The sequence below is a fragment of the Xanthomonas sp. 60 genome, from assembly GCF_011761925.1.
The window spans coordinates 195512-214225 of the sequence record NZ_JAASQW010000006.1; the positions used below are offsets into that span (position 1 = coordinate 195512).

17 protein-coding genes are annotated in these 18714 nt (G+C 68.5%); 6 read left to right on the forward strand and 11 right to left on the reverse strand.

Annotated elements, in window-relative coordinates; genetic code table 11:
- Positions 1–201: 201 nt before the first annotated feature.
- Together FHY09_RS13390 and FHY09_RS13395 are read right to left on the reverse strand one after the other, a co-directional pair.
- Positions 202–2211, reverse strand: coding sequence for an ATP-binding domain-containing protein (locus FHY09_RS13390; RefSeq protein ID WP_166927382.1), 2010 nt, complete (start codon positions 2209–2211; stop codon positions 202–204).
- A gap of 102 nt (positions 2212–2313) precedes the next feature.
- Complete coding sequence (locus FHY09_RS13395) at positions 2314–2799, reverse strand: Lrp/AsnC family transcriptional regulator (RefSeq protein WP_166927383.1); 486 nt, start codon at positions 2797–2799, stop codon at positions 2314–2316.
- 123 nt (positions 2800–2922) lie between these two features.
- Here FHY09_RS13395 and phhA point away from each other — a divergent pair, with 123 nt between their 5' ends.
- On the forward strand, positions 2923–3816 hold the full coding sequence (gene phhA, locus FHY09_RS13400; protein WP_166927384.1) for a phenylalanine 4-monooxygenase: 894 nt from the start codon (positions 2923–2925) through the stop codon (positions 3814–3816).
- Between the two features lie 109 nt (positions 3817–3925).
- Positions 3926–4705, forward strand: coding sequence for a DUF7946 domain-containing protein (locus FHY09_RS13405; RefSeq protein WP_166927385.1), 780 nt, complete (start codon positions 3926–3928; stop codon positions 4703–4705).
- 36 nt (positions 4706–4741) lie between these two features.
- Here FHY09_RS13405 and FHY09_RS13410 read toward each other — a convergent pair whose 3' ends face one another.
- The 9 genes from FHY09_RS13410 to FHY09_RS13450 form a co-directional block, all read right to left on the reverse strand.
- The gene (locus FHY09_RS13410; protein WP_166927386.1) at positions 4742–5857 is read right to left on the reverse strand and encodes a GDSL-type esterase/lipase family protein; all 1116 of its coding nucleotides are present in this window, start codon (positions 5855–5857) and stop codon (positions 4742–4744) included.
- A gap of 51 nt (positions 5858–5908) precedes the next feature.
- A complete protein-coding gene (gene kduD, locus FHY09_RS13415) occupies positions 5909–6664 on the reverse strand; it encodes a 2-dehydro-3-deoxy-D-gluconate 5-dehydrogenase KduD (protein WP_166927387.1) in 756 nt (251 codons plus the stop codon).
- Positions 6665–6781: 117 nt separating this feature from the next.
- Complete coding sequence (gene kduI / locus FHY09_RS13420) at positions 6782–7630, reverse strand: 5-dehydro-4-deoxy-D-glucuronate isomerase (protein WP_166927388.1); 849 nt, start codon at positions 7628–7630, stop codon at positions 6782–6784.
- 147 nt (positions 7631–7777) lie between these two features.
- Positions 7778–8839: a LacI family DNA-binding transcriptional regulator gene (locus FHY09_RS13425; protein WP_166927389.1), complete on the reverse strand. Its 1062-nt coding sequence runs from the start codon at positions 8837–8839 to the stop codon at positions 7778–7780.
- A gap of 38 nt (positions 8840–8877) precedes the next feature.
- On the reverse strand, positions 8878–10464 hold the full coding sequence (locus FHY09_RS13430) for a family 43 glycosylhydrolase (RefSeq protein WP_166927390.1): 1587 nt from the start codon (positions 10462–10464) through the stop codon (positions 8878–8880).
- A 91-nt stretch (positions 10465–10555) separates the two neighbouring features.
- Positions 10556–11839: a TRAP transporter large permease gene (locus FHY09_RS13435; RefSeq protein WP_166927391.1), complete on the reverse strand. Its 1284-nt coding sequence runs from the start codon at positions 11837–11839 to the stop codon at positions 10556–10558.
- A 2-nt stretch (positions 11840–11841) separates the two neighbouring features.
- Positions 11842–12384, reverse strand: a complete 543-nt coding sequence (locus tag FHY09_RS13440; RefSeq protein WP_166927392.1) for a TRAP transporter small permease — start codon at positions 12382–12384, stop codon at positions 11842–11844.
- 10 nt (positions 12385–12394) lie between these two features.
- Positions 12395–13399: a TRAP transporter substrate-binding protein gene (locus FHY09_RS13445; RefSeq protein WP_166927393.1), complete on the reverse strand. Its 1005-nt coding sequence runs from the start codon at positions 13397–13399 to the stop codon at positions 12395–12397.
- A 36-nt stretch (positions 13400–13435) separates the two neighbouring features.
- On the reverse strand, positions 13436–14248 hold the full coding sequence (locus FHY09_RS13450) for an FAA hydrolase family protein (protein ID WP_166927456.1): 813 nt from the start codon (positions 14246–14248) through the stop codon (positions 13436–13438).
- A 178-nt stretch (positions 14249–14426) separates the two neighbouring features.
- On the opposite strand from FHY09_RS13450, the gene FHY09_RS13455 reads away from it, so the two are divergent.
- From FHY09_RS13455 to FHY09_RS13470, 4 genes are all read left to right on the forward strand, one after another.
- On the forward strand, positions 14427–15425 hold the full coding sequence (locus FHY09_RS13455) for an alpha/beta hydrolase (protein ID WP_166927394.1): 999 nt from the start codon (positions 14427–14429) through the stop codon (positions 15423–15425).
- Complete coding sequence (locus FHY09_RS13460) at positions 15422–17050, forward strand: carboxylesterase/lipase family protein (protein ID WP_166927395.1); 1629 nt, start codon at positions 15422–15424, stop codon at positions 17048–17050. The genes FHY09_RS13455 and FHY09_RS13460 overlap by 4 nt, the downstream gene beginning before the upstream one ends.
- Before the next feature lie 29 nt (positions 17051–17079).
- Positions 17080–17955, forward strand: a complete 876-nt coding sequence (locus FHY09_RS13465; protein WP_166927396.1) for a rhamnogalacturonan acetylesterase — start codon at positions 17080–17082, stop codon at positions 17953–17955.
- 132 nt (positions 17956–18087) lie between these two features.
- A complete protein-coding gene (locus tag FHY09_RS13470; RefSeq protein ID WP_166927397.1) occupies positions 18088–18675 on the forward strand; it encodes a cysteine dioxygenase in 588 nt (195 codons plus the stop codon).
- The last annotated feature ends 39 nt before the right edge of the window (positions 18676–18714 follow it).

Sequence of the window (18714 nt, forward strand, 5' to 3'; positions counted from 1 at the left end):
GCAATGCGGCACACCCCTCGCGGAGCGTCGGGGCGCCACTGTGGATCTTCGCACCGCCCGCGTACCTGGCACAGGCATGCTGCCCTGCATTGGGCAAGGAAGCCTTCAACCGGGCCGCTGTGCCTGGCGTCACCGCTCAAGCCCTGCCGACGTCGGCCCCCTCATTCGACGCCAGTTGCGTCAGCCCTGCTGCGGCCCCGTTCAGCGGGCCGGCGGATGCCCCATCGCTCGCATGCGCTTCGCCCGATCGTCGCGGCGCGCCTGCGCATGACGCTGCGCGCTGTCCTGCAGCTGCGCCATCGCATCGCCCGGCACCCACAGCTGGTGCCGCGCGCGGGTCATGGCCAGGTACGCCGCACGCACCGGGTTGTAGGGCAGCCGCGCATCCTGGCCGGTGCTGAAGCAGCAGTCGGACATCGCCACCACATCGGCCTGCAGGTTCTTCGCGTGCTGGGCCAGGCACAGCATCACGGTGCAGGTCTCCAGCGGCACCAGCCGCGCGGACAGCCGCTCCAGCGCGGCGGCATCGAAGCCGTCGGAGAACATCACCGCGATCTCCGGCTGGCCGCGTTGCCCGCAGGCCGCCACGAACGCGTCCCAGCGCCGCGTAGGCCCGCCCTCGCGCACGCTGCGCCAGGCGTCGATCGGTCCCTGCGCATCCTTCTGCAGCACCCGCAACGAGGCCGGGTGCACATGCACCTGTGCACCGCGGGCGACCAACTGCGTGGCCTCGCGCAGCAGGCGCCATACGCTGCCATACAGGCGCATGCCGCCCACCGGCACCTGTGCCCACGCCGCGTACTGCCGCACACCGGTGGCACGGTCATGCGCCCCGCTGAAGCGCTCCGTCGCTCCGGCCGCCTCGTCCAGCGCCAGTGACTGGTTGACCAGTCCATCCACCTGGCTGCCCTGGCGCACGGACTGGTGCATCTCCAGCACCTTCGCCGAGGACCAGCGCGAGGCGCGGCCAACGAGCCGCTGGTGCGGATCACCCAGGCTCACCACGCCGGGTGCATGGCGCGACAGCAGCTGCTTCCAGGCCGGGCTGAGGTCATGCGCCTCATCCACCAGGACCATGCCCATCGCCACCGGGAGGTCGATGCCGCGCAGCCACAGCCATTTGCCGATGTGCCCCACGTTGAGGCTCAGGCAGCTGCCCTTCTGCACCACCGGATCGAACATGCAGCGCCAGACGTGTTCTGCCGCGGCGACATAGGGTGCGGCGTCGACCATCGCCCAGGGCAGCGAGCGCTGGAAGTGCCGGGGCTCCAATGACGGCGCGGCCGAGGCGCACCAGCGGTTGATGCCATCGAAGGCGGTCATCAGCACCTGCTCCGGCGTGCGCTGGCCGATGCCGCGCAGGCCGATGCGCGCCACGATGTCGCGCAGCGCGAGCGTGCTCTGCCGGTAGGTCGGGGCGAAGCCCGCCAGCTGCCCGGTGCGCGCCGCGTGCTGCACGATCGCGTTGGCGAACTCGATCTGGGTGAGCAGCCGGGTCGCCGCATCGGCCGGCACGCGCGGGCGGAAGGCTTCCACCTGGCCGCGCGAAGGCGCCACATAGGTATAGCGGCCGGGCCGCGCGTCCAGCAGGGCCAGCACGAGATGCCCCTTGCCGGTACCTGCGTAGCCTTCCAGATCGATCAGCTCATCCGGATTGGCCGCGATGGCGCGCAGCACGCGGGCCTGGTCGGAGGTGAACAGGCCACTGCGCTCGACCGCCCGCGCGTCGCTGCGGGGCGCCTGCACGGCCGCGCTCTCGTCTTCCAGCCCAACCGCGCTGCCCGCCTGTGCGGGAAACCGGATCACGTGCCCGGTCACGGTGGTCAGGCACGCGGACTGGAAGGGCTCGCCCGGGTACCGGGTGGGATCGGTGGCGACGAAGGCGTCCACGGCGTCGTCCGGGGCGAGCAGGACGCCGCGCACCGCCAGATCGGCCAGCCAGGCGTCGAGCTCGGCCTGCCCGGCCCCGCCGGTCCCGGCCAGCTGCACTGCGCTGGCCGCGTCGGCGGCGAACAGCGCGCACGCGTCGTGCAGCAGGCGTTCGAGCTGGGCCGGAGCATGCGCCTGCGTGCGGCAGAGCATGGCAGCCAGCAGCCCGGCCTGTTCAAGCGGCGTGGCCGGTGCCTGGCCGCGCGCAAGATGGCGTACCAGCGATGCACGGCGCAGGGGCAGGAAATGGGCGGGGGGAGACGGGCGGGCGATATCGGGCATTTCAGACGTCTTGACGGGCGCTGCAGCGTGCGCCGCTTGGAGCACGATGCTCGGCTACCGGCTGCGCCTCGTCAAACACGCCGGCGCACACCATTCACCGTATTACGGCTCCAGCTGCGAGAGCGGCAGCGCCCGGAACGGCTTCACCGTGCGCAGCACGAAGCTGGAGTTCACATCGGCCACGCCGGCGGCGTTGAGCAGCTTGTCCAACAGGAAGCGCGAGAAATGCTCCAGGTCACGCACGTAGATCTGCAGCAGGTAGTCCATGTCGCCGGTGAGGGCGTGGCAGGCGACCACTTCATCCCAGTCCACCACGCTGTCGGCGAAGCGTGCGATGGCCTCCTGGTCATGCTTCTCCAGCTGCACGCGCACGAACGCCTGCAGGCCCAGGCCGATCTGCCGGGGTGCCAGCCGCGCACCGTACCCGGCGATCACGCCCTCGCCCTCCAGGCGCTGCAACCGGCGCAGGCAGGCTGAGGGGGACAGGTTCACCCGGGTGGCAAGTTCGGCGTTGGTGGCACGGCCGTCGCGCTGTATTTCCGCAAGGAGCCGTAGATCCGTGCGGTCGAACTGGACGTCAGCTGCCATTGCTGCCTCGCACCACGGGATGGACGCAATGATATTGCGCCCTGACGCCATCTGCGCGCAACTTTGCAACCCTGTTGCGCGGGCCCTGCCCTAGCATCGGTGGACACCCTGAAGGAGCGCCCCATGGACCAGACCGCCCCCCGCCGCGTCGAGCACCAGCAGACCGACAAGGGCTACGTGCCGGTGTACACCACCGCCGTGGTGGAGCAGCCCTGGGACAGCTACAGCGCCGACGACCATGCCACCTGGCGCACCCTGTTCCAGCGCCAGCGCGAACTGCTGGTGGACCGTGCATGCCGTGAGTTCCTGGACGCCCAGGACGCCATGGGCATGAGCGCGCACGAGATTCCCCGCTTCGAGCAGCTCAACCAGGCCCTCCAGGCTGCCACCGGTTGGACGCTGGTCGGCGTGGAAGGCCTGCTGCCGGAGCTGGATTTCTTCGACCACCTGGCCAACCGCCGCTTCCCGGTCACGTGGTGGATCCGGCGTCCGGACCAGATCGATTACATCGCCGAGCCGGACATGTTCCATGACCTGTTCGGTCATGTGCCGCTGCTGATGAATCCCGTCTTCGCCGACTACATGCAGGCGTACGGCCGCGGTGGCGTGAAAGCGCATGCGCTGGGCCCGGAGGCGCTGCAGAACCTCACCCGGCTGTACTGGTACACGGTGGAGTTCGGACTGATCAATACGCCGGAAGGCCTGCGGATCTACGGTGCGGGCATCGTCTCGTCCAAGGGCGAATCGCTGTACGCACTGGAGTCGGCGGCACCGAACCGGATCGGTTTCGATCTGGAGCGGATCATGCGCACGCGCTACCGCATCGATACGTTCCAGAAAACCTACTTCGTCATCGAAAGCTTCGAGCAGCTGATGCAGGCCACCGCTCCGGATTTCACGCCGATCTATGCGGGCCTGACCGATCAGCCGCACCTGCCGGCAGGCCAGGTGCAGGCAGACGACCGTGTGTTCCAGGCCGGCACGGGCGAAGGGTGGGAAAGCGGCGGCGACGTGTGAGGCCGATGGACTTTCCAGTGAGCGGTTTTTGACAGCGTGGAATTGATGCCAGCTATCTAATCATCCAGCAATCCACTGCGTCGTACACGACGCACATGCAGGGAGCTGGATGTCCACGCTGAAGATCAAGTTCAAGTTCGAGAACGGCTCCGCCGATTCGCATGTCCTCAATGCATATGATGCCGCCCAGGCTTTGAATGGCATCGCGCGTGCGCTGAACATCACCCTGCACGCGTTTCTCAACGATGAAGTGAAGAAGCAGGGCGACGCCGCCAGCGGCGTCGAAGTGTTGCTCACCGCACCGAAGCCAGGAAGTTTCATCTACGAACTCGCGATGAATTTCGGCGAGCTGGTCGGGGCTGGGCTCACCTATGATTTCATCAAGCACGCGTTCAACGAAGCCATCGGCAACGACCTGGATGATACCCACAGCGTCGCACTTCAAAAGCGTATCGAACCGACCCTCGGTGAACTGCCTGCGGGGCTGGAGACCGCTCTGCTCGACGTGCACCGGCCCATCGCGCAGTCACCTGCGATGAAACTCACGGTGATGCGTCCACGCGGCGAGGTCCTTGCGGTGTTCGACAGCGAGAGCATCCGTCAGCTGCAGCCGGTCGTCGTTGATCTGGACGGTGCCACGTTCGGCCACGTCACCCGCTACAACACGCTGAGCAGGTGGGGGAAGCTGTACAGCCGGGAGGAGCGGCGCGTCGTATCGTTCCAGGTGGTGGATGAGCTGGACACCGCGCAACGTTCTTTGATCACCTGGTCGCTGCACCAGAACAACCTGGGCCAGCCCGGCGACATCGCACTGCAGGCGCGTGCGTTGAAGTCGCCCGGCTCACACCGCGTCAAACGCTATCTGGTCAGCCGGGTGGCGCGGGGCTGATCGCAGCTGTGCCAGGCCACTGCCTGGCATAGGGCATCACCGCGGGTACGCCAGCAGCACCACCAGGTCCTCCTCGCCGCGCTGCTGCAGCGCATGCAGGCTGCCGGGACGGGTCAGCAGCGCGTGGCCGGCGCGCACGTCGAACTGCTGCCCATCGAGCACATACGATCCTTCGCCGCTGACGATGTAGTAGATCTCGTCCTTGTGCTGCGGGTGCAGGCCGATGCCCGCGCCCTTGTGCAGCACGCGCTTGCGCAGCACGAAGGACAGTCCCTCGGTATCGGCGAAGAATGGATAGGCGGTCGTTGGCCCGGCACCGCCATGCGGACCGGGCTGGGTGCGCGCCAGCACCTTTTCATGCACGACCTGCGAGCCGTTGGCGCGGTCGCTGCCGGGCTGCGGCAGGGCTGCCGACGCAGGCGCCACGTCGCAGTCGATGTCACGCACGAGGGCCGGTTTCACTGCCGGCTGCAGCGCCACCCAGTCACGCACCAGCAGGCAGGCCACCGCCGTGGCACCGGCCGCGCTGAAGTGCGTGCCGTCGGCCTTGTTCTGCGCCGGGACGAACATGAAATAGGGCTTCGCCCCGGCCTCGCCCAGCCCACGGATCCAGTGCGTGGAGCGGGCGTTGAGGTCGATCAGCGCGACGTCCTCGCGCGTGGCCAGCTGTTTCATGGCCTGGGTGTACATGCCATGCGTGTCCAGCAGCGAACCGAAGTCGTACAACAGCCGCGCCACCGGCGTGACCAGCACCGGGGTGGCGCCCTTGTCACGCGCCAGCTGCACGTACCGCATCAGCAGCTGCGGGTAATCGTGCTGAGGATCGGTGTAACGGCTCGGGTCCTCGAACTTCGCATCGTTGTGGCCGAACTGGATCAGCAGCACGTCCCCGCGCTGCAGGTCGGCGGCGATCGCGTCCAGGCGGCCTTCGGCGATGAAGCTGCGCGTGCTGCGGCCCCCCTTGGCGTGGTTGCGGACCTCGAAGCGGGCCGGGTCGAGATAACTCTGCAGCGCCTGTCCCCAACCGGCCTGCGGTGCCCGCTCCGGCCCGTAGTCGGCCGCGGTGGAATCCCCGGCGATGAACACCTTCGCCGGTTCGGCGAAGGCGCAGGGCAGGGTCAGCACGAGAAACAGCGTGAGCAGTGTTCGCACGAGGGCCACCTTATCGGAGCGTCTTCGGGTTGCGCCGATGAGGCGCCGGGTTTACCGCGCCAGCCAGCCACCATCGACCGGCAGCACCGCACCGTTGACGTAGTCCGAGGCCGGAGAGGCAAGGAACACGGCCGCACCGGCCAGGTCGTCCGGCGTGCCCCAGCGTGCGGCCGGGATGCGGTCGAGGATCGACTTGTTGCGGGCCTCGTCGGCCCGCAGCGCGGCGGTGTTGTCGGTGGCCATGTAGCCCGGTGCGATGGCGTTGATGTTCACGCCCTTGCCGGCCCACTCGTTGGCGAGCAGGCGGGTGATGCCGGCGATGCCGCTCTTGCTGGCGGTGTAGGACGGTACGCGCACGCCGCCCTGGAAGGACAGCATCGAGGCGATGTTGATGATCTTGCCGTGGCCCTGGGCGATGAAATGCCGGCCTGCTGCCTGCGAGATGAAGAAGGCGGACTTGATGTTGACGTTCATCACGTCGTCCCAGTCCTGCTCGCTGAAATCGACCGCGTCGGCGCGGCGGATCAGGCCGGCGTTGTTGACCAGGATGTCCAGTCCGCCGAGGCCTTCGATGGTCTCGCGCACGATGCGCTCCACCGGCTCGATGCTGATCAGGTTGGCTTCGATGGCCAGGCAGCGGCGCCCCAGCGCGGTGATCTTCTCGACGGTCTCGGTGGGCGGAGCGATGCCGGCCACGGCGACGTCGGCGCCAGCGGCCGCCAGGGCGAGGGCGATACCCTGGCCCAGGCCGGTGTTGCCACCGGTGACCAGCGCGACCTTGCCTTCCAGACTGAACGGATTAGCCATTGCGGAGCATTCCTTGTGAGTGCGTTGCGGGTGCATGCCCCGGCTGCCGGCGCAGGGCGCCAGCCCGGGGGCGGAACGCCGCCGGCTGCGGGGCCGGCGGCAGGGGGTGCGGCTGCCTTACTTGAGCTGGCAGATGTCCAGCACGTGCATGTCGGTGTAATCCAGGTTCTCGCCGCCCATCGCCCAGATGAAGGCATAGTTGCTGGTGCCTGCGCCCATGTGGATGGACCACGGCGGCGAGACGACGGCTTCGTTGTTCTGGATCACGATGTGGCGCTGCGCGTCCGGCTCGCCCATGAAGTGGTAGACGCGGTCGTTCTGGCCCAGGTCGAAGTAGAAATACACCTCACTGCGGCGATCGTGCAGGTGCGGCGGCATGGTGTTCCACACGCTGCCCGGCTTGAGCACAGTCAGGCCCAGCAGCAGCTGCGAGGACTGGCACGTGGCCGGCACGATGTACTGGTAGATGGTGCGTTCGTTGCTGGTTTCCAGCGCGCCACGGTCCAGGGCCACGGCATCCTTGATGGACAGGGCCTTGGTTTCAAAACGGGCATGGGCCGGCGTGGAGGCCAGGTAGAACTGCGCCGGCGTGGCCGCATCGGCGGAAGCGAACACCACCTCTTCGCTGCCCATGGCGATGTACAGGCCGTCCTTCGGACCCAGCGTGAACACGGTGCCATCCACGGTCACGGTGCCAGTCCCGGCGCCAACGTTGATCACGCCCAGCTCGCGGCGTTCCAGGAACGGGTGGCCTGCGGCCGAGGCCGGTTCGGTCTGCCTGGGCAGCGACACCGGGCCGTTGACCGGCGCGGCACCGCCGAGCACGAAGCGCTCGTAATGGGTGTACTTCAGGGTCACCGTATCGGCGTTGAACAGGCCGTCGAGCAGGTACAGATCGCGCAGGTCGTCATTGCTGGCGCCCTTGATGGCATCGGGATGGGTGGCGTAATGGGTCTTGCAGTACATGGCTTCTCCAGAGCAGGGGGCGGGCCGACGGGTCGGCGCCAGCGCGGTTCCGGGCCATTCTAGCGATCATGGACACCGGTGTCATTTTGCGCTGCAAGGTAGGCCGGAGGATGGCCTCAGCAACGCGGGGGGACGTCGGCCGGCGGATCAGTCTTCCGGCGGCTGGCAGGAATCCCGCACGATCAGGTGCGGGCGTACGCTGGCGATGGGCATCACGGCCTGGCCTTCGGGCTGGATCAGCATCGCCGCAGCGGTGCGCCCGGTATCGCGCGTGTGGCGGCGAACCGAGGTCAGCGACGGCCACAGGCGCGAGGCCAGGGGGCTGTCGTCGTAGCCGACGATGGACAGCTGGCGGGGGATGTTGATGCCCGCGCGCAGGGCCACCTTGTAGATGCCGGCGGCCATCTCGTCGTTGCCGGTGAAGATCGCGGTGGGCCGCTGCTTGCCGAGCAGCAGTTTCTCCGCGGCGGCCACACCGGATTCGAAGGTGTAGCCGGCTTCCACGATGCGTTCCTTCGGCAGCTCGATCCCGCGCTTGGCCAGCGCTTCGATGAAGCCGGAGGTCCGCTCGTGCGCGGAGCGGTAGGCGCTCGGGCCGGTGACCAGCGCGATCTCGCGGTGCCCCAGCGACAGCAGGTAATCGGCGGCTTCGGCCGCGCCATCACGATCGTGGGTGACCACCATCTGCGACGTGTCGTCCAGCGGCAGCGAGGCGATGCGGGTGAAGCGGCAGCCCACCTCGGCCAGGGCATCGGCCAGCGCCTGGTCCTCGGAAGCACGCGGCACCAGGATCACCCCGTGCAGTTTCTGCTGCTGCACGAAGCGCAGCACCCCGTCGATGTAACCCGGGCTGCGGCTGTCGCAGGGGTGCACCACCAGTTCGAAACTCGAACCGCGCAGCGCATCCAGCGCGCCGTACTGCATGTCCACGATGTACTGCGCGGTGGGGTTGTCGTACACCATCCCGATCAGGAACGAGCGCCGGAACGCCAGCCCGCGCGCCAGCGGATCCGGCGCGTAGCCGACCTCGCGCATCAGGGCCTCGACCTTCTCGCGGGTGTCCTTGCGCACCAGCGGGGAGTTGTTGATGATCCGCGAGACGGTCTTCTTGGAGACGCCGGAAAGCCGCGCGATGTCATTGATCGTCGCGGCCTTGCCCTTGGCCATCAGGGGTGGCCTGGTGCCATCGTTGTTGTTGCGCACTGACATGTCTTGCACCCGAAAAGTCCGAGGGTCCTGCCACACGCTCAGTCGAGCGCGCGGTACCGGAAGTTGCGGAAAGTCACCGCGCCGTCGCCGGCTGCGTAGAGGGCCGGTTTCAGGGCCAGGAACTTGCCTGCCACATTGTGATGGTAACCGGACACCTCCATCTGCACCGGGTACTTTTCCCAGGTGGTGCCGTCGGTGCTGGAATGGATCGTCACGATGTGCCGGTTGTTGGTCACCCGCAGCCACAGCCGGCCGCCGGTCGCGCTGGGGGTCAGGCGGGTCGGGCGCTCCTCGCCGTAGCGGTGCATGATGAACGTCTCGCCGTTGCTGCCCACGCCTGCATACAGACGGTCGCTGTAGAACAGCAGGGCACCGCCCACCGCGCCCGGGGCGACCTGCATCTCCACCTCGAACTGGTAGGCCTTGTCGCCGGCGATGGCGGTCAGCGGCGAGCTGTCGCGCGGCGTTTCGCCCTTGCCCTGCAACACCAGGCCCGTGGGCGTGAAGCCCAGGCGGGAATACTCCTGCGGAGTGGGATTGAAGAAAGACCATTGCGGGCCAAGGCGGGTGCCGCTGAAAGTGTCCGAAAGCGCCATGCCATGCGGTCCGATCGACGTGCCTGCCGGCTTGCGCAGCGGCTGGCCCAGGTCGCCGCCCCTGGCCACGTACCAGCCGTCGGCCGTCCACTCGATGGGCTCCAGCAGGGCCTGCCGGCCCAGGGTCCAGTATCCGTTCTCGTACCCGTGGTAGATCATCCACCACCGGTTGTCGGTGCCTTCCACCACCGTGGCATGTCCGCGCGACCACCACGGCTCGGCCGCTGACCGGGTGCGCATGATCGGATTGTTCGGATCGTTCACCCAGGGGCCGTGGATCGAACGCGAGCGGGCCACGATCACCATGTGGCCGGTCGGCGGGCCGGCGGTGCCGCCCACGGCGGTGGTCATGTAGTACCAGCCATCGCGGAAGTTGATCTTGGGACCTTCCTGCGCATAGGCCTCCACATCCCAGCTTTCCGGATACGCCCAGCCGTCGTACACGTGTTTCGGGGTGCCGGCCACGCTCAGGCCGTCGTCGGCCAGCTGCACATAATCGCCGCCGCTGAGGAACAGGTAACGCTTGCCGTCCTCGCCCACGGCGTGGCCGGGATCGATGTACTTCTCCAGCCCGATGTCGATCGGCTCGCTCCACGGCCCCTTGATGTCATCGGCCCAGACCACGAAGTTGCTGCGGGTCTGGCCGGTGCGGGCCGGGAAATAGATGTAGTAGCGGCCTTCGTGCTTGATGATGTCCGGGGCCCAGATCGCGCCGACATTCTTCGTGATCGCGTGGCCCAGCGGCTGCCAGTTGACCAGGTCGCGCGAGTGCCACAGCGGCAGACCCGGGTAGGCGTCGAACGAGGACAGGGTGAGGTAGTAGTCCTCGCCGTCCTTCAGCACCGACGGGTCCGGGCGATCGCCGGCGAACACCGGGTTGAGGAACATGCCGTTGCCGAGATCGGCCTGGCGCTGGTTCTCGATGCCGCGCTTCCAGGCACCACGGTCGCTGGGGCCGGCAGCGGCGGCACCGGCGGTGAGCAGCAGGCCGGCGGCCAGCAGGCATTTCAGGGTGGATCTCAACAGCATCGTTTTCCCTCCCAGGAACGAAACGGGGGTTCACGGCGGCGGCGCCGCCGGAACCTTCAGGGGCGCGGGCCAGGCCGGCGCCCCGGGCACATCACGCGCGCAGCACCTGCGGCAGCCACAGCGACAGGGCGGGGAAGAAGGTCACCACCAGCAGCACGCCCAGGGCGGCGAACCAGAACGGCCAGATGGTGCGCATGCTCTGCCCCACGGTGATCTTGCCGATGGCCGTACCGATGAACAGCACCGAGCCCACAGGCGGCGTCACCAGCCCCAGGCCACCGGTCAGCACCAGCACCAGGCCGAAGTGGATCGGATCGATGCCGTACGCCTTGGCGACGGGCAGGAAGATCGGCGTGCAGATCAGGATCATCGGTGCCAGGTCCATGAACGTGCCCAGCAGCAGCAGCATGACCACGATCATCAGCAGCACCATGAACTGGCTGTGGGCGAAGGACTGCAGGAAGTCCACCGCGGCGGTCGGGACCTGCAGGAACGCCAGCAGCCAGCCGAACACCGCCGCCGTGGCGATCACGAACAGGATCACACCGGTGCTGCGCGCGGCATGGATCACCGTGCCGAAGAACTCCCGCCACGGCAGCTGGCGGTACAGCACGGTGGTGACCAGCAGCGCGTAGACCACCGCGATGGCCGCACTTTCCACGGCAGTGAAGATGCCGGCACGGATACCCACGAAGATCAGCGCGACCAGACCCAGGCCGGGCAGGGCGGAGACGATGCGCAGGGCCACCGCGCGCCAGCCCGGGAAGGCTTCGACCCCGTAACCGCGCCGGCGCGCCACGATGTAGCCGGTGAGCATCAGGGTGACCGTCATCAGCAGCGCCGGCACGATGCCCGCCGCGAACAGATCGGCGATGGACAGGCCGCCGCCGGCGGCGGCGGAGAACAGGATGAGGTTGTGCGAAGGCGGCACGAGCAGCGCCACCAGCGCGGCGGTGATGCTCACGTTGACCGCGAAATCGCGGTCGTACCCGCGCTTGACCATCTGCGGGATCATCGTGCCGCCGACCGCGGACACATCGGCGATGGCCGAGCCGGACACACCGCCGAAGAACAGCGAGGACAGGATCGAGACCTGGCCCAGGCCACCGCGCATGCGTCCGACGAGCGAAGACGCCAGTGCGATGAGCCGTTCGGAGATGCCGCCGCGCATCATGATTTCACCGGCGAAGATGAACAGTGGAATGGCGATCAGCGAGGCCGAGCCGGTGCCGGCGGAGATCTGCTGCACCAGCACGATGCTGGGAATGTCCAGGTAGAGCAGGGTGGCCAGTGCGGCGGCGGCCAATGCGAAGGCGACGGGAACGCCCAGCAGGAGCAGGGCCGCGAACACGGCAAAGAGAATGGCGATGCCCATGTTCAGCGGTCTCCTTCAGCGTCTTCGAGTGCAACCGGCAGCGGGTGGTGCACCCGCCACGCGCGATTGAGGGCGAACAGCACCATCAGCGCACCGCCGATGGACAGCGGCAGGTAGTTGATGCTCTGCGGCAGCGGCGCACCGGCCGTCTTGATGTCCAGGCCGTCGAGCAGCAGGACCATCGCCCACAGCGCGATGAAGCCGCCCAGCACGGCGATCACCAGCTGGGTCATCGTGTCCACCGCGCGGCGCAGCCGCGAGCCCATGTAGCCGGCCAGCAGGAAGAAGCCGAAGTGCCGGTTGGTATGCACGCCGCAGGCTGCGCCCAGGCTCATCGCCGTGCTCAGCAGCAGCAGCGTGACCGGCTCGGTCCAGCTGGGCGAATCATTGATCACATAGCGGGCGAAGACCTGCCAGCCCTGCACCACCACCAGCCCCAGCAGGGCGGCGACGGCCACGTAGATGGTGTAGTCGGCCAGGCGGTCCAGCAGGCGCTGCCCCGCGCGCGGGGCGAGCGGGGCGGTGCCCGTCGTCGTATCGGTCATGGCAGGTTCCTCAGGCGAAATCGCGGATGCGGCGGACCAGCGCGGCCAGCTCGGGTTGCTGCAGGTAGGTCTGCAGCAGCGGCTCGGCGGCCGTGCGGAAGGCGGCCATGTCCACGGCGTTGGTCTTGATGCCGAAGTCGGCCACCGCCTTGCGCGCGGCGTCTTCGGAGGCATCCCACTGCTGGCGCATCACCTTCACCGAGGCGCGCGCCACGTCCAGCAACAGCTGGCGATCGTCCGGCTGCAGCTGGTCCAGGCTGGCTCGCGACATCAACAGCACGTCGGGCGCGTAGGAGTGGTCGCTCTGCGACCAGAAATGCGCGGCCTCGAAATGGCGGCTGGAATGGAAGCTGCGCATGTTGTTCTCGGCACCGTCGATCATGTGCGTTTCCATGCCGGAGAACGTATCGCCCAGCGACATCGGCGTCGGGTTGGCACCGAACAGCCGCATCAGCTGGATGAAGATGTCCGAGGACGCCACGCGCAGCTTCAGGCCCTTCAGGTCGCCCGGTTCCACGATGGGGTGCTTGGTGTTGTAGAAGCAGCGCGCGCCCGAATCGTAGATCGCCAGGCCGACCAGATCGCGGCTCTCGAAGCCACGCAGCACCGCCTCGGCCACCCCGCCATCCAGCGCCGCGCGCATGTGCGCCACGGAATTGAACACGTAGGGCAGGCAGAGCGCCTGGGTGCCCGGGAACGCATTGTTGAGCGCACCGGAGTAGACACGGGTGATGTCGATGGCCCCGAAGCGCGCCATGTCGATCGCTTCGGATTCGCGGCCCAGCTGGCCCGAGTGGTACTGGCGCAGGCGCAGGCGACCGTTGGTCTGGCGCTCGAGCGTATCGCCGATCCACTTCACCGCGGTCACGGTGGGATAGTCCGCCACGTGCACATCGGTGGCGGTCAACAGGTGGCCACCGGGCACCAGGGCCGTGCCGCCCTGGCCGCACCCGGCCAGCAGGGGCGCTGCCATCGCGCCAAGGCTGGTGGTGAGAAAGTTTCTACGTGTGATCATCTGCGCCCTCCCGCGCGTGGTCACGGACCCGCGGCGTCAGCCGGCGGGCACCGCCTTGCAGGCAATGTCACCGAAGCCGGCGAAACGCACCAGCGCGCTCTGGCCCACGGTGATGTCATGGATACCGGTCGCGTTGCCGGTGGCGATCAGATCGCCGCGCTTGAGCGGGCGGCCACGCTGGGCCGAACGCGAGAGCGCAAAGGCGATGGCCGTACGTAGGCCCCCGGGCAGGCGCGTGGCGCCGCCGGTGCCGACCACCTCGCCGTCGATCAGCGTCTCGGCGCGCAGCTGTGCATCGTCGCGCGTGGTCCATGCACTGATTTCCGGCCCCAGCAGCAGGCCATTGTTGTTGCCGAAATCGGACACCACGACCCGCGGGCCGAGCAGGTTGATCGTCGCCAGCGGGCTGCTCGCCACTTCCACGCCGATGTACAGGCGCGCCGGCAGCGCCTCGGCCTGTTCCGGCGTCCAGCGCAGCTGCTCGGCCGGTGCATCTTCCAGCAGCTCGATCACGAACTCGGCCTCCACCGCCGCGAAGCCGCCCTCGAAGACCGGGATGTCGATGACTGTTCCACCGGTGGCATTTTTGAGTTGCCGCTTGAAGATCGGACCCAGCAGGCGGTCATCGCCCGAGGCGTCACGGCGTTCCTCGGCGATGTAGCCGACCTTCCAGCCCACCACGGCGTCGTCCCATTGGCTGATCGCCAGATCCTGCACGGCGTAGGCGCTGACCAGGTCCGGGGGGATCTGGCCCGGGAAATCGGCCAGGGAGGCGCCCTGGCGGCGGGCGTCGGTGAAGGCGCGGGCGATGGCGGCGGCCTGCGCGGCCTGTTCGGGTGGCAGGTCCATGTTGCCGGGTTCGTTGCTCAAGGAGGCTCTCCCAATGGCGTTGTTGCGCTGCGCATCGACAGCGTTCGGATGACGTGTATATGGTAAACCGGTGTCATCTGGCAATGTGCAGTGCGTCAGAAGGCATCCGCCTCCCCCGCCCCGTGCCCCTGCCCACTGCCCCGGACGTCCGCGCCCCATGAGATTGCTGCCGTTGCTCGTGTTTTTCCTGGTGTGTCACGCCACCGCGATCGGTGCCGCCTCCGCTGCGGTGCAACGCGAGGTCGGCGGGGTGGCGTCGCCTACCCCGCCCCGGGACGAGCGGCTGTTGCTGTGGCCGGCGAGGGTGCCGGGTGAGCGGGGTGCGCCCGGCACGGCACGCGAGGTCGAGCGCAGCAGCGACCCCACACAGCCGGACCGCTATGTCGACCGGGTCGACGCGCCGTGGCTGGCGGTGTACTCGCCGCCACCGCAGCGCGCCAACGGGAAGGCGCTGCTGGTGATTCCCGGTGGCGGCTACCAGCGCGTGGTGATCGACAAGGAAGGCACTGAGCTCGTGCCCGAGTGGGTTGACCGTGCCGGCTACACGCTGTTCGTGCTGCGCTATCGGCTGCCCGAGCCCGGACGCGATCGGGAGGCCGCGCTCGCCGACGCCCAGCGCGCGATGCGGGTGATCCGTCATGCCGCCGCCCCCCGGGGCCTGGATGCGCAGCAGGTGGCCGTCATGGGGTTCTCCGCAGGAGGGCATGTGGCCGCACGGCTGGCCACCGGGTTCGACCACGCCGCCTACCCCCCCGGTGACGCCGTGGACCGGCTCAGCGCGCGGCCCTCGCAGGCGGTGCTGGTGTACCCGGTGATCGACATGGGCGCATCCGCGCATGCCGGGTCCCGGCAGCGCCTGCTCGGCCGGGACCCCACCGCGCAGGACATCGCGCGCTATTCCATGCAGCAGCAGGTGCGTGCGGACATGCCGCCGGTGATGCTGCTGCATGCCGCCGACGATGCCGTCGTGCACGCGGACAACAGCCTGCTGATGGCCCAGGCGCTGGACCGCGCCGGCGTGGACCATGAGCTGCATGTGTTCGGCCGTGGTGGCCACGGCTTCGGCATGCGTACCCGCGCGGACGCCACCGCCGCCCTGTGGCCGGCGCTGGTGCAGCGCTGGCTGCTGCCCACTCCCCACCAGGACACGCCATGACCGTCGATTCTGCCGACCTGCAACGCAGGCGTTTTCTCGCTGACAGCGCGCGCTGGGCACTGGCGGCCGCCAGCGTTTCGCTGCTGCCTCCTGCCCTGGCGGCTGCGTCGCCGGTGCATGCCGATGCGCAGGTGATCGCCCGCGTGCGCAGCGGTCGCGTGCGTGGCCAGCGCGAGCACGGCATCCATGTGTTCCGGGGCCTGCGCTACGGCGCCGACACCGGCGGCTACCGCTTCCAGCCGCCACGACCTGAAGCCCCCTGGCGCGGCATCGCCGATGCGTTGGACTATGGCAGCGCCGCGCCCCAGGGCGGACGTGATGGACCGGGCAGCGAGGATTGCCTGTTCCTCAACGTGTGGACGCCCGGCCTGGGTGACGGTGGCAAGCGCCCGATCCTGTTCTACATCCATGGCGGCGCCTACAACAACGGCTCCGGCACCGACCCGCTGTACGACGGCGGCGCACTGGCACGCCGCGGCGACGTGGTGGTGGTGACGGTCAATCACCGCCTGAACGTGTTCGGCTATCTGTATCTCGGCGCACTGGGTGATCCACGCTACGCGGCCTCGGGCAATGTCGGCCAGCTCGATCTGGTGCAGGCACTGCACTGGGTGCGCCAGCACGCGGCGGTGTTCGGCGGCGATGCCGGCAACATCACCGTGTTCGGACAGTCCGGTGGCGGCGCGAAGATCGCCACGCTGATGGCCATGCCGGCGGCGAAGGGGCTGTTCCACCGTGCCTGGACCATGAGCGGCCAGCAGGTCACCGCAGCCGGACCGCGTGCCGCCGCCCAGCGCACCGCGATCGCGATGGAGAAGGTGGGCGCCACCGACATCGATGGCCTGCTGCGGCTTTCGCCCGCCGGGCTGCTGGCGGCGACCAGCGCGCGTGATCCCTCGCGCGTGGAGGACACCGGCCTGTACGTGGGGCCGGTACTGGACGACAGCGTGCTGCCGGTGCATCCCTTCTGGCCGGAGGCGCCGCGCCAGTCCGCGCACATTCCGCTGGTCATCGGCAACACCCGCGACGAGACACGCGCCTTCCTCGGCAATGACCCGGCCAACTTCACGCTCACCTGGGAGACGCTGCCGGCCAAGCTGGAAAAGCAGCAGTACGTGGACCTGCGCCCGCAGCGGGTGATCGAAACCTATCGCCGCCTGTACCCGCACTACACGCCAAGCGACGTGTTCTTCGCGGCCACCACGGCTGGGCGCTCCTGGCGCGGGGCCGTGGAAGAACTGGAAGCGCGGGCACGCCAGCCGGCCGGCGCGGCGCCCACCTGGGCCTATCAGCTGGACTGGGGCTCTCCACTCGATGGAGGGAAGTTCGGCGCCTTCCACACGCTGGACATCCCGCTGGTGTTCGACACGCTCGCCCAGCCGGGCTCACGCACCGGCGATGGTGAGGCCGCGCGCACGGTCGCCGGCGCGATGAGCGCGGCGCTGATCGCCTTCGCCCGCCACGGTGATCCGAACCACGCCGGCATTCCCGCGTGGGAACCGTACAGCCTGCCTCGGCGCCAGACCCTGCTCTTCGATGCGCACAGCGCCCTGGCCGACGATCCGCGGGGCGGCGAACGTGCGCTGTACCAGCAGGCCCCCTTCATCCAGCGCGGCACCTTCTGAGCCGCGATTTCCGAATGGACATGACGCCCATGCTGCTGCGCACTGCCGCCCTGCTGCTCGCCTCGCACCTGTTTGTGGCCGGTTCGCCGGCCGCCGCCGCGGATGCGGAGCCTTTGATCGGCCAGCGCACGCCCGCCACGCCGATCCGGGCCAGCCGGATCCTGCTCGTCGGTGACTCCACCACCGCCGTGCAAGGGGGCTGGGGACCACGGTTGTGCGCCGACCACGTGACCTCGTTCGTCGCCTGCCTCAATCTCGCGCGCGGCGGTCGCAGCACCTACAGCTACCGGGCCGAGGGATCGTGGTCGCTGGTGCAGGCCGAGATGGCCGCGCCCGGCTATGTGGCGACCTGGGTGCTGATCCAGTTCGGCCACAATGACCAGCCCGGCAAACCGGGCCGTTCCACGGACCTGCGGACCGAGTTTCCGGAAAACCTGCGCCGCTATGTCCGCGAGGTACGGGCTGCAGGCGCGCGGCCGGTCCTGCTGACCCCGCTGACCCGCCGCCAGTTCGCCGACGGCCAGCTCATCGATGACCTCGCGCCGTGGGCCGAGGCGGTGCGTTCGGTCGCCCGCGAAATGCAGGTGCCGCTGGTCGATCTGCATGCGCGCAGCCGCGCGCTGGTGCAGGCCGCCGGCCCCGTGGGCGCGATGCGCCTGGCGCAGGCGCCGGCCAGCCAGACGCAGGTGCTGGCCGCGCTGGAAGGCACCACGATCGAGGCCGGCCCCGCGGCACCCGGCGTCACCGGCGCCGCCGCGAATGCACTGCTGGAGCCGATGGGACAGGCCAAGCGGGCTTTCGATTACACGCACCTGGGTGATGAGGGCGCCGCCACATTCGCCGCCGTGGTCACCGAAGAACTGGCCCGCGCCATACCGGAACTGCGGCCGCTGCTGTTGCCGTAACCGGCATGCGCGCCGCAGCCCCGGTCGATAGTGGTGAGTAAAAGCGCGTTTATCCCGTCACAAGATGACGCTCAACGCACCACTTCACCTCGCCGAACGCGATGTTAACGCCCGTTCCCTAGACTCGGGAACATGGAAGAAACCTATACACCGTTGGCTTTTCCCGGGCGGGATCGCCTGCTGCGGCGGATCGATGAAGCCGTCGCGCTCGGTGATCCGCCGTTGGTGACCCGCGCGGTCAAGGACGCACTCAGCGAGGCCATCGCCGATCCCGCGATCCAGTTGCCTGCCTGCGTGCGACGGCCCGTGCCGGGCCACTACGCCCGGCGTGAGATCCACCGCAGCGCAGCGCTTGGGTACAGCATCATCACCATGTGCTGGGCCCCGGGGCAGGGCACGCCCCTGCATGACCACGATGCGATGTGGTGCGTGGAAGGCGTCTGGCAGGGCGATCTGCAGGTCACCCCCTACACGCTGCTGGAACAGCAGGGCGAGCGCCATCGCTTCCGCGCCGAGCCTGTCCTGTACGGTCATTGCGGCAGCACGGGCAGCCTCATTCCACCGTTCGAGTACCACACGCTGTGCAACGCGAGCGAAGAGGACGTGGCGGTGTCGGTGCATGTCTACCAGGCTCCGATGGAGCGCAGCGCGGTCTTCGAACCGGTGGACGAGCAGGGGTGGTATGTGCGCCGGGTGAAGTGCCTGGGCATCGACGCCTGATCCCCCGCCTGCAGGTGAGGCTGGCCCTCCGCCCGCGCC